Below are 11,003 nucleotides of genomic sequence, written 5' to 3'. Positions count from 1 at the left end.
TTTTTATTGTCTATAGTTTATTACTGACCGCGGGAGGACCAGGCCTTGTTAACTGAACGTCGCCATAAGTAGTCAATCCCAAAGTAACCGATTATTGCAGCAACACTGGCACAGATGAGTGAGCCGACTATGAAAGCCGGGCCTATAGTTGTGATACTTTGTGTAAGCCATTCCCAGCTAGCTTCAAAATGAAAAGGCTGGGTTTCTTGTCCTAATGCAAATACGCCAACGATATAGGAGCAGTAGAAAATAGGCGGCATAGTTAGTGGGTTTGTTAACCAAACTAATGCAACGGACAGTGGTAAATTAACGCGAAATGGAATCGCGAAAGCAGCAGCTAGCACCATTTGAAAAGGAACAGGGATGAATGCGAAGAATAACCCGACAGAAAATGCCCCACGAGCGGAACGGCGGTTTAAATGCCATAAATTGGCATCATGTAGTAAACGACCAAAAATCTTGAGTGACTTTTGCTGTTTGATCTTATTGTGATCGGGTAAAAATCGTTGGATCGTCTTCTTAGCCATTTTGTGCAACCATATACTTCAATTCTCTTAGGGTGTGGGTTTTGTTTAGGCTGCATAGTCACCATGTTTTATTTTGGTCAGTGGCAATTTTACTGCAGCTTACTCTTCCTATTGATCATCGCGTGTTATTTTAAGCCGTTTTGGCTTTTATTGTTAGGTTTTATTTTCGCTATTTTTTCAGTTTCGGTACATTATAGGTTGTTTTACCAACAAATTCCCTTAGGGAGTGATAAATTACAAACAGTACTCATCAAAGGTGAAGTCGAAAGAGTACTTTCTAAAGGGTATTTACGCATTAAGCTTACACAACTAGATAGTAAGGTAATACCTTGGTATAAATCTATATTCGCAAATATTGCAGTTAAACTCGACAACAAGTCGCTTAACGTTGGTGCTTGCTTTACAGCAACAGCTAAGTTGAAATCATATAGAAGTCGAAAAAATTTCGACAGCTTTGATAGTGAACTATATGCGTTTACGAAAAACCTTCATTTTAAAGGCAAGCTAGTCGCTTTTGAGGTGTCTCCTTCTCAATCTATAACTTGGATTTCTTCCTATCGGACTTGGTTGTGGCCGCATTTGGAAAAATATGAATTATCTTGGCTTTACTACACCTTGCTAAGTGGAGACAGGTCAAAAACGAATTACGAAAATACCCAGCTAATGCAACGCTTAGGTCTGAGCCATATGCTGGCAATATCTGGGTTACATGTAGGTATTATTTATGGGTTATGTTTTTACATGGCGCAATGGCTATTATTTTGCTGTGCTTTGTGCGGCTGTAAGTTTAATCAACTATATGATGTAAATCGATACTATGCCGCGATTGGTTTATTTGGTAGTGCAGTGTATGTATTGCTAAGTGGTTTGAGCGTGTCGGCGCTCAGAGCATTATTAATGCTTATCGTTTTAGTGATTGCATATATTTGTGAAAAACGCGTTATAAACTATAGAACTTTGTTATTTGCTTTGTGTGGTGTGCTGTTATTTGACCCCTTTTCTTTACTCAATCCTGGGTTATATTTTTCGTTCATTGCGGTGTATTGTATTTTTACGTTTGTACGGATTTTTATTCATCAACTAGGCTTAGAACGCTTTATAACGCAACTTTTTATTCTACAACTGATATTAGGCGTTGTCTTAGCGCCCTTGAGCAGTTTTTTCTTTTATGGCGTAAGTGTTTCGTCTTTATTGACAAACATCGTGTTCATACCACTTTTAACATTTACATTGCTACCGGCTTTATTGATTCTATTGCCTCTATTAGGGTTGGGTATTAGCGATAGTTGGTTTCTGTTGTTAGATGGTTTTTTCAGTTGGTTATTGCAATTATTTAGCAATAATCTGCTGACTATAGGTTGGTTGCCAACACAACCCTTTGAGTTTTCTTATTTAATCGCGTGCTATTTGGCATTACTATTAGTCATGCATGTTAAAATCTGGCGTATGATTGCGTGTTTGCCTCTATTAATAAGTGCAGGGTATGCACTTATGCAGCCTAGAGTACATTGGCAATTGGACGTATTTGATGTAGGTCATGGCACTGCTGTATTGATAACGTCACAAAAACAGGCTGTGCTCTATGATCTGGGTGCAAAGTATTTTGATCGATTTTCTATTTTTGAACGTGTTATTAAGCCTTATATTGAGCGCAATAAAATTACCTTATCTCATGTAGTTTTGAGTCATCAAGATAATGATCATGTTGGAGGCATAGATGAGTTAATCAATTTTGTAGGCAAGGCACCTTTGAGAGCGTTTCACAATGAAATGCCAGATTCTCTGTGTAATATAACGCGCTTAAACTTTGCGGGTGCGTTGAGTGTGGAATCAATTTGGCCAACGCAAATGATGTCTAGCAAAAACAATAATTCATGTGTTGTTAAGATCACTGATGGGCGTTTTTCGGTTTTGTTTGCGGGTGATATTGAGTATTTAGCTGAGCAGTGGTTGGTTAAACAGTCAAGAAAAAGTTTACAGAGTGATATTTTACTTGTGCCGCATCATGGCAGTAGAACGTCGTCGAGTGAAGAGTTCATTGCAGCAGTTAAACCTAAGCTTGCTATTTATTCTCGTAGCTACTATTCAATTTGGCGTTTGCCACACTCTGAGGTAGTTGCACGCTATACAAATGCTGGTGTTAGGCAACTTGATACTGCAATTGACGGACATATTCGTATAAAGATAACTCAACAGGGGCTGTTAGTAGAGTCTGCTAGAGAAAACTACCATTATTGGTTCTTATAAGTGTACAAAGAATACTCCATAGATTAGGTATTTAATTACTTTTTGCTTCAAGATGAGAGCTTTGGCAACATTGCATTTTGTTTTTGGTCACTGCACAAGTACAATAAGAGGGGTTTTCAAAAGCAGAGAGTTTTTATGCAGCACAGTGCCAAACAAGTCTACAAGCGGCTATTAAAGTATACATTTGACTTTAAAATGGTTGCGATCTTTTCAGTCGTGGGCATGTTGGGCTATGCGGCAATGGATGCATTATTTATTAAACTCATGCAACCATTTATTGATGAAGGACTAACGCAACGAAACAGTGAAGTTTTGACGTGGGCTCCAGTGGTGGTGATAGTACTGGTACTTGGCCGTGGTGTATTTAACTATATGGCATCATACTGCTTAAGTTATTTAGGCTCTCAAGTGGTACAAAGGCTTAGACAACAATTGTTTGAGCATATGCTATTTCTATCCGTATCTTTTCATGATCAGCACTCAAATGGCGACATGATCTCAAAGATCACCTTTGATACTGAGCAAGTGCAGCAAGCTATTACAAGAGCGTTACAAGTCATGATCCGAGAAGGTGCATTTGTTGTTTTCCTATTGGTAGTGATGTTTGATGCTAGTTGGCAACTGTCATCTATATTTTTAGTGATTGTTCCCCTTGTGGCTGTCATTGTTAATGTTGTTTCAAAACGTTTCAGAACAATTTCCAAGAATATTCAAGATGCAATGGGTGAGGTAACAAGAGGTTCTGAGCAAATGTTGTCAGGGCATAAAGTGATCCATGGTTTTGAAGGTCACAACAAAGAAATAGGACGCTTTGCAAAGGTTAATAATCACAATCGCCAACAAAGAGTGAAAATGGACGCAACACGTGCATTGAGTGTATCTGTTATTCAAATTTTAGCAGCCAGTGCAATGGCCCTAATTTTGGCGATAATTGCCATGCCATCGATGATAGATACGATCACCTCCGGTACTTTTGTTGCGCTTTTATCGTCGATGATGATGATGCTTAGACCACTTAAGCAGCTTGCTAATGTGAATGGAGAATTACAGCGTGGTATCGCCGCTGCGCAAAGTATTTTTGAAATTTTAGACACTCCAACTGAAGCGGATACCGGTACTTTAGCTATCACATCTTGTCGGGGCGAGCTTGAAATAAACAACGTAACGTTTTGTTATCCAAACAAACAAGAGCCTGTTATTCGAGATCTATCTTTACATATCAAACCTGGACAAAGTATTGCGCTTGTAGGACGTTCTGGCTCCGGTAAATCGACTGTATCTAATTTATTACCGAGGTTTTATGATATAGAAATGGGCGAGATTTTACTCGATGGACATGCTATACAACAGTACAAGTTAAAAGATTTGCGTCGGCAATTTTCTGTTGTATCACAACAAGTGGTGCTGTTTAACGACACCATTGCCAATAACATCATGTACGGGTTGGATGAACCCTTGTTACCCGAACAGTTAGAAGAAGTTGCTAAACAGGCACATGTGTGGGAGTTCGTTAAGGATTTACCTGAAGGTCTTGAGACCATGGTAGGTGAAAATGGTGTAATGCTCTCTGGCGGACAAAGACAGCGTATTGCCATAGCAAGGGCGCTTGTTAAAAATGCACCTATTTTGATTTTAGATGAGGCCACTTCAGCACTTGATACTGAATCTGAAAGGCTTATTCAAGGCGCACTAGATAGCTTGATGGCAGATAAGACCTCTATTGTCATAGCGCATAGGCTATCAACAATAGAAAAATCAGATAGGATATATGTTCTTGAACAAGGGCAAGTTATTGAGCAAGGCACACATCAATCACTCCTTGAGTCTGGCGGAACCTACGCTGCATTGTGCCAAATGCAACATGGGGCATAATATGATTGAAAAAAGCTGGTACCAAGCAAAAAGCTTGTTAACGTTCGTATTGTTACCATTGAGCGCCGTTTTTTGGTTGGTTAGTACGCTTCGTCGATGGAGCTTTTCTGCAGGGCTGAGAAAAAGATTCCATGCGCATGTACCCATAATTATTGTAGGCAATATTGGTATTGGTGGTAATGGTAAAACGCCATTTGTATTATGGCTTGTGCCTTATTTACAGCTACTAGGCTTAAAAGTAGCGGTAATTAGTAGAGGATATGGCTCTGAAGCGCTTAATTACCCGTATGAAGTCACCAAAGCAAGTTCTGTCAAAGAGGCGGGGGATGAGCCATTTTTACTGGCATCAAGGCTGAATTGCCCGATTGTAATTGGTGCAGATAGGCAAGCGAGTTGTACGCATATCAAAAAGCGCTATGAGGTAGATATCATTATCTCAGATGATGGGCTACAGCATTATAAAATGCACCGTGAAATAGAACTATGTGTTGTGGATGCAAGGCGTCGATTCGGCAATGGTTGTTTGTTACCGGCAGGCCCACTTAGAGAGTTGCCAAGTAGGTTAAACTCTGTTGATTTGGTGATTGAAAATGGTGGTAATGCCCAAATAAGCTATCAACTTGCCCATACAGGTATTTATCGGGTAATAAATGGCTCTGAAGCTACAGTTTACCCGCATAATGGCATTGCGATTAGTGCCATTGGCAACCCTGAGCGTTTTGAAAAAAGTTTAACAGAGCAAGGTATTACTTTAGAGAGTACACATCATTTTCGAGATCACCATGCATATAGTGCAAGTGACTTTGCATTATTTGGCAATACCCCTATTTTTATGACAGAAAAAGACGCAGTTAAATGTCAGGCGTTTGCTAAAGACAACTGGTACTATTTGAAGGTTGATGCGCAGCCTAGTGATGCGTTGCAATCACAATTAAAGCAGATTTTAAAACAAAAAGAGATTTATCATGGCGTTTGATAGAAAACTATTAGAAATTTTGGCATGTCCTGTATGTAAGGGAAAGTTGCAATACGATAAAGAAAATAGTGAATTAATTAGTACCGCGGCAAAGCTCGCATACCCTATTCGTGAAGATATTCCGGTGCTGCTTGAAGATGAAGCGCGAGAGCTTAGCGCTGATGAAATTGAAAAGTGGCATGGTTAACAGCACGATGCTAGTTATTCTAATAACAGAAAATACGTTATTTTAAATGGCTGATATTGTATTAATCGCAGATGAGCCAGACTTTGTTGTTGCCTACAAACAAGTTGGTGTGAGTTTTCATAGCGAAAGTGATATTGGCTTTGTTGTGCAACTTGAAAAGCAATTAGGTATTAAGCTTTATGCAGTACACCGATTAGACAAAGTAACATCAGGGATAATTATTTTAGCAAAGTCTAGTAAGGCTGCTAATGCATTAAGTCAGTTATTCGCTAATCGACAAGTTGATAAAGCGTATATTGCTTTAGTTACGGATAAACCGAAGAAAAAGCAAGGGTGGATAAAAGGTGACATGGCAAAGTCGCGTCGGGGGGCTTACAAACTGTTAAAATCCTCCGATAACCCGGCTATAACTCGATTTTACAGCATAAGCTTAGAGCCTGGGATCAGAGCATGCATTTTAAAACCATATACAGGTAAAACACACCAACTTCGTGTCGCCTTGAGGAGTTTATCTTCACCTATTCTAGGCGATGATCTTTATGGTGGAGCATCTAGTGATAGAGTCTATTTACACGCTTATGCTTTGCGTTTTTCTTGGCAAAATAAAGTAAAATGTTATTTTTCAAAGCCTCAACCTATGGGGCAGTTTTCAATATTATTAAATCACGAGGCGTTTGCTACATGGCAAAACCCGTGGCAGTTAGAGTGGTAGTATGACACAACAGCAAACCCAGTTACGTTTTGGTGGCATTGGCCGACTGTATGGTGAGCAACAATTGCAATGGTTAAGCGAGGCTAACTTTTGTGTTGTTGGTATAGGTGGAGTAGGTAGTTGGGTTGCAGAAGCATTGGCACGTAGTGGTGTTGGTCGGATTTGTTTAGTGGATTTAGACGATATTTGTGTAACTAATGTGAATCGTCAAATTCATGCATTATCATCTTCAATTGGTGAACAAAAAATTGAAGCTATGCAAGATAGGCTCAAGCAAATTAACCCAAACTGTAATGTACAGTTAATTGATGACTTTATTACCTTGGATAACATTATTGAACATATTAGTGGCTTTGATTATGTGATTGATTGTATTGATGCAGTAAAAGAAAAAGCAGCGTTAATTGCGCATTGTAAGAGAAATAAAATTCCAGTGATCACCACTGGAGGCGCTGGTGGCCAGACTGATCCCAGTCAAATTCAATTTGGTGATGTAGCGAAAACCACGCAAGACCCTTTACTTGCTAAAGTTCGTTATATTCTGCGCAAAAATTACAATTATTCGACAAACCCAAAGCGCAAATTTGGTGTCGATTGCGTTTATTCTACCGAACAACTGGTTTACCCAACTGACAGCGGCGAAGTATGTATGGCAAAGCAACAAGCTGATGGTAGTAAAAACATGGATTGTGCAACAGGATTTGGCTCTGCGACTATGGTAACGGGTACGTTTGGTTTTTTTGCAGCAGCGAAAGCTATTCGTAAATACTTGGATAAAAAGGCAAAAGTAGTATAAGTCTAAAAGTTGATAAAGTTAAAAATGATTTAATTTACTTTACATTAGGTTGTTTTTAACGCAGTGAATGAGTCATTGAGCTCGCTAGAATGATCAATTTTTTAATAAAATTGGTGTTATACATTGATTTTGTGCATGATATCGAATAGTCAAAAACAGTAGCTGTTCATGCGTTTTCATATTATTTAGCTTTTAAGTGATGTCAGTTAAGGCCTTTAGAGCTGTGTTATTTATGGTAAAAGGTTATTCAATACATCGATAAGAGAAGTCGATGTATTGAAAGAGAGTTAAACCCACTGTAAGGCTATTGTTTGAATTCTGTCTACGATGGCTTTGATACCGTTACCTCTTGAAGGGCTCAGATGCTTTATTAATCCCAGTGATTCAAATTCTTGATATGCATCTATTTTGGCAGCTTGTGTGGGAGTTTTACTATTGTATAAAGAAAGTACGATAGCTAATAAGCCTTTAACGATACGAGTATCAGAGTCGCCAACTAGTAGCATATGTTGCTGTGATTCATCTAGCTCAACATGAAGCCACACAATACTTTCACACCCTTTTACTTGTGCTTGCTCTGTTTTCAAAGCATCTGGTAAGTTAGGGAGCTGCTTACCTAGCAACATGATTTCACGATAACTTTGTTGCCAACTTGTGGTGCCAGTCAACTTACTGTGGATCTCTTGGTATGTCAAAAATACTATCCTTCTATCAATTCAATACAGTTATTTAAGGCACTGATGAACCTATCAATATCGACACGGTTGTTATAAAACGCCAAGCTAACTCGAATCGTACCATTGAGGTTGAGTGCTTGCATGAGCGGCTGAGTGCAGTGGTGGCCGCTGCGAACAGCAACGCCATAACTGTTAAGCAACATTGCTAAGTCGTAGTGATGCTCTGATTTGTAAGTAAAACTGATAGTACCAATATTATTGCCTAAATCACCATATAGGTTAACGCCTTTAATGGCTGATAAGTGTTTGAGTAAGTATTGAAATAAACTTTGTTCATACTTATGCATGGCAGCAAAGTTGATATTACTGAGATAATCTATCGCTGCTCCAAAGCCTAAAACGGCAGATATATTAGGCGTTCCAGGCTCAAACTTAGCTGGTGCCTGTCTAAAAGTAGTTTGCTCAAAGGTGACTGTTTCAATCATTTCCCCACCAGTTTGATAAACAGGGAGAGCGTTTAATTGTTCATATTTACCAAATAATATACCTAAGCCTGTTGGGCCAAGTGCTTTGTGTGCCGAGAGTACATAAAAGTCGCAATCTAACTGGCGAAGATTAGGGCGTAAATGCAAAAAGGCTTGTGCACCGTCAATTATTGTTGTTGCTCCTATACTTTTTGCCTGTGTGATAAAGGTTTGTACATCGTGAATATTGCCTAATGTATTTGATGCATGTGTGCAGGCAAATATTTTCGGTTGCCATTTCTGTATTTGTGCTAATACGTTGTTCGTGCAAATTATTCCTTGATCATTAACTGGGATCACTTTGAGTTTGGCACCTGTTCGTTGCGCGAGCTGTTGCCATGGTACAATATTCGCGTGGTGCTCCAGTGCGGTAATCAAAATAACATCGTCGTATCGCAATTGATTAGTTAAACCCGATGCAACAAGGTTAATGCTATGCGTTGCGCCACTGGTCCAAACTAATTCTGTTGCAAAAACACCAAGAAACTGAGCTAGTTTTTCACGCACACCTTCATACTGAGATGTCACTCGCTCACTGAGTGTGTGTAAACCTCTGTGTACATTTGCATTGTTTTTTGAGTAAAAATGATTGATTTCATTTATTACCACCTGAGGCTTTTGGCTGGTAGCACCTGAATCTAGATAGACTAAAGGATTACCTTCTATGTTCTGGTTTAGCGTTACAAAGTCATTTCTTAGCTGCGCAATATCGCTCATGCATAAGTCCTCAGATTTAAAGAGCGGAGATTTTAAATATATTCTGAGATAAAGCCAATAAAAAAGGCCGCATTAGGCGGCCTTAAAGCAAAATTAAAGTGAACTTATCTCTGCGTTGTGGCTTTATAGTCGCGTTTTGCGTAGCCTGTGTATAACTGACGAGGACGACCAATTTTGTGACCTGCTTGAGATAACATTTCATCCCAATGAGAGATCCAACCAACAGTACGTGACATCGCGAAAATAACGGTAAACATACTAGTAGGAATACCAATTGCTTTCAAAATGATACCTGAGTAGAAATCTACGTTAGGGTAAAGCTTCTTCTCGATGAAGTATGGGTCTTCAAGTGCTATTTGCTCTAGACGCATTGCTACATCTAACAATGGATCTTTAATATTTAACTCTTTCAATACTTCATGGCACGTTTGACGCATGACTGTTGCGCGAGGATCGAAGTTTTTATAAACACGGTGACCAAAGCCCATAAGACGGAATGGGTCATTCTTGTCTTTTGCTTTAGCAACGTATTCGTCGATACGATCTAGCGAACCGATTTCTTCTAACATGTTCAAACATGCTTCGTTAGCACCACCATGTGCTGGGCCCCATAATGATGCGATACCTGCTGCGATACAAGCATAAGGATTAGCACCTGAAGAGCCAGCTAAGCGAACTGTAGATGTTGATGCATTTTGTTCGTGATCTGCATGAAGCATAAAGATTTTGTCCATTGCTTTTGCAAGAATGGGGTTAACTTTATATTCTTCAGCTGGGACCGAAAACATCATGTGAAGGAAGTTTTCTGCATAGCTCAAGTCATTGCGAGGATAAACAAATGGCTGACCAACGTTATATTTGTAAGCCATTGCCGCGATGGTAGGTAACTTAGCAATTAAGCGAACTGCACTGCGGTGACGTTGTTCAGAATCAGAGATATCCAAGTCATCATGGTAAAAAGATGACAAAGCACCTACCACACCACAAAGCATCGCCATTGGGTGTGAATCTACGCGGAAGCCTTGGAAGAATACCGCAATTTTTTCATGCAACATCGTGTTGCGTGTGATCTCATCTGCAAATTCAGCATGCTGTTCAGCTGTCGGTAACTCACCGTTAAGTAAAAGATAACAAAGTTCGATGTAGTTAGAGTTGTCTGCTAGCTGTTCAATTGGGTAGCCACGATGTAATAGTACGCCTTTCCCGCCGTCAATGTAGGTGATAGATGACTCGCACGAACCGGTAGACATAAAACCTGGGTCATAAGTGAAGTGGCCATGAGCGCCTAGTGTGCGAACATCTATTACGTCTTGGCCTGCTGTGCCTGAGTAAATTGGAAGCTCGATTGGATCGTGACCTTCAATATGTACAGTGGCTTTCTTATCTGCCATCTATTTATCTCCTATGAAATAACAATTCTGATTGTTATGTTGTGATACTAATGTTAAGCAAATTCCGATCATTTTAACGTAAAAATAGGGTAGAAAGTCAATTTTTCTAAGAATTATGCAAATATGTATAATAAATATTCTATCAAGATTAAATATTATACCATTGGCTAATTCGCAACCGTCTCAATCTAAACAAGAATTGTAAAAGCGCGCATGGCCTTATATACTGTAAAAGGTTTTATACCGTATCGTCTGTGGGTAAACCTATTTTTACGAAAAATGATCGTTTTTTTGGAAAAACAGGTTTATTTAGAGTGTGCCATTTGTACATGGGTGCAAATGGGTTTTATAACAACAAGTAGATGAGCTCCTTTATG

At 39.3% G+C, this 11,003-nt stretch carries 10 protein-coding genes; 6 read left to right on the top strand and 4 right to left on the bottom strand.

The annotated features are described in order from the left end of the window. Positions 1-20: 20 nt before the first annotated feature. Complete coding sequence (locus SANK73390_RS22160; RefSeq protein ID WP_261593477.1) at positions 21-527, bottom strand: DUF2062 domain-containing protein; 507 nt, start codon at positions 525-527, stop codon at positions 21-23. Between the two features lie 63 nt (positions 528-590). Between SANK73390_RS22160 and SANK73390_RS22155 the strand changes: the two genes are divergently transcribed. The 6 genes from SANK73390_RS22155 to tcdA all read left to right on the top strand — a co-directional run bounded on the left by SANK73390_RS22155 (position 591) and on the right by tcdA (position 7,317). Further along, a complete protein-coding gene (locus tag SANK73390_RS22155; RefSeq protein ID WP_462768448.1) occupies positions 591-2,774 on the top strand; it encodes a DNA internalization-related competence protein ComEC/Rec2 in 2,184 nt (727 codons plus the stop codon). Positions 2,775-2,909: 135 nt separating this feature from the next. Further along, positions 2,910-4,646, top strand: a complete 1,737-nt coding sequence (gene msbA, locus SANK73390_RS22150) for a lipid A export permease/ATP-binding protein MsbA (RefSeq protein WP_261626582.1) — start codon at positions 2,910-2,912, stop codon at positions 4,644-4,646. Position 4,647: 1 nt separating this feature from the next. Beyond that, complete coding sequence (lpxK, locus tag SANK73390_RS22145) at positions 4,648-5,622, top strand: tetraacyldisaccharide 4'-kinase (protein WP_462768447.1); 975 nt, start codon at positions 4,648-4,650, stop codon at positions 5,620-5,622. Further along, complete coding sequence (locus SANK73390_RS22140; RefSeq protein ID WP_261593481.1) at positions 5,612-5,809, top strand: Trm112 family protein; 198 nt, start codon at positions 5,612-5,614, stop codon at positions 5,807-5,809. Before lpxK ends, SANK73390_RS22140 begins: the two co-directional genes overlap by 11 nt. Positions 5,810-5,855: 46 nt before the next feature. Next, complete coding sequence (locus SANK73390_RS22135; RefSeq protein WP_462768446.1) at positions 5,856-6,521, top strand: TIGR01621 family pseudouridine synthase; 666 nt, start codon at positions 5,856-5,858, stop codon at positions 6,519-6,521. Position 6,522: 1 nt separating this feature from the next. Continuing rightward, on the top strand, positions 6,523-7,317 hold the full coding sequence (gene tcdA / locus SANK73390_RS22130; protein ID WP_462768444.1) for a tRNA cyclic N6-threonylcarbamoyladenosine(37) synthase TcdA: 795 nt from the start codon (positions 6,523-6,525) through the stop codon (positions 7,315-7,317). Between the two features lie 287 nt (positions 7,318-7,604). On the opposite strand, the gene SANK73390_RS22125 is transcribed toward tcdA, so the two are convergent. From SANK73390_RS22125 to SANK73390_RS22115, 3 genes are all read right to left on the bottom strand, one after another. Next, complete coding sequence (locus SANK73390_RS22125) at positions 7,605-8,012, bottom strand: SufE family protein (protein ID WP_462768443.1); 408 nt, start codon at positions 8,010-8,012, stop codon at positions 7,605-7,607. Between the two features lie 5 nt (positions 8,013-8,017). Continuing rightward, complete coding sequence (locus SANK73390_RS22120) at positions 8,018-9,235, bottom strand: aminotransferase class V-fold PLP-dependent enzyme (RefSeq protein ID WP_462768442.1); 1,218 nt, start codon at positions 9,233-9,235, stop codon at positions 8,018-8,020. Between the two features lie 104 nt (positions 9,236-9,339). After that, positions 9,340-10,626 carry a citrate synthase gene (locus SANK73390_RS22115; protein ID WP_261593486.1) on the bottom strand — a complete coding sequence of 429 codons (1,287 nt, stop codon included), beginning with the start codon at positions 10,624-10,626 and terminating at the stop codon, positions 9,340-9,342. Positions 10,627-11,003 lie beyond the last annotated feature (377 nt).

This window comes from Pseudoalteromonas sp. SANK 73390, assembly GCF_054966645.1.
This window is presented reverse-complemented; position numbering and strand designations above follow the sequence as displayed.

Excerpts from the sequence above, each read along its gene's own strand:
- SANK73390_RS22140 (WP_261593481.1), top strand. The coding sequence starts at position 5,612 with ATGGCGTTTGATAGAAAACTATTAGAAATTTTGGCATGTCCTGTATGT.
- SANK73390_RS22120 (WP_462768442.1), bottom strand. The coding sequence starts at position 9,235 with ATGAGCGATATTGCGCAGCTAAGAAATGACTTTGTAACGCTAAACCAG.
- tcdA (WP_462768444.1), top strand. The coding sequence starts at position 6,523 with ATGACACAACAGCAAACCCAGTTACGTTTTGGTGGCATTGGCCGACTG.
- msbA (WP_261626582.1), top strand. The coding sequence starts at position 2,910 with ATGCAGCACAGTGCCAAACAAGTCTACAAGCGGCTATTAAAGTATACA.
- SANK73390_RS22160 (WP_261593477.1), bottom strand. The coding sequence starts at position 527 with ATGGCTAAGAAGACGATCCAACGATTTTTACCCGATCACAATAAGATC.
- SANK73390_RS22135 (WP_462768446.1), top strand. The coding sequence starts at position 5,856 with ATGGCTGATATTGTATTAATCGCAGATGAGCCAGACTTTGTTGTTGCC.
- SANK73390_RS22155 (WP_462768448.1), top strand. The coding sequence starts at position 591 with ATGTTTTATTTTGGTCAGTGGCAATTTTACTGCAGCTTACTCTTCCTA.
- SANK73390_RS22115 (WP_261593486.1), bottom strand. The coding sequence starts at position 10,626 with ATGGCAGATAAGAAAGCCACTGTACATATTGAAGGTCACGATCCAATC.
- lpxK (WP_462768447.1), top strand. The coding sequence starts at position 4,648 with ATGATTGAAAAAAGCTGGTACCAAGCAAAAAGCTTGTTAACGTTCGTA.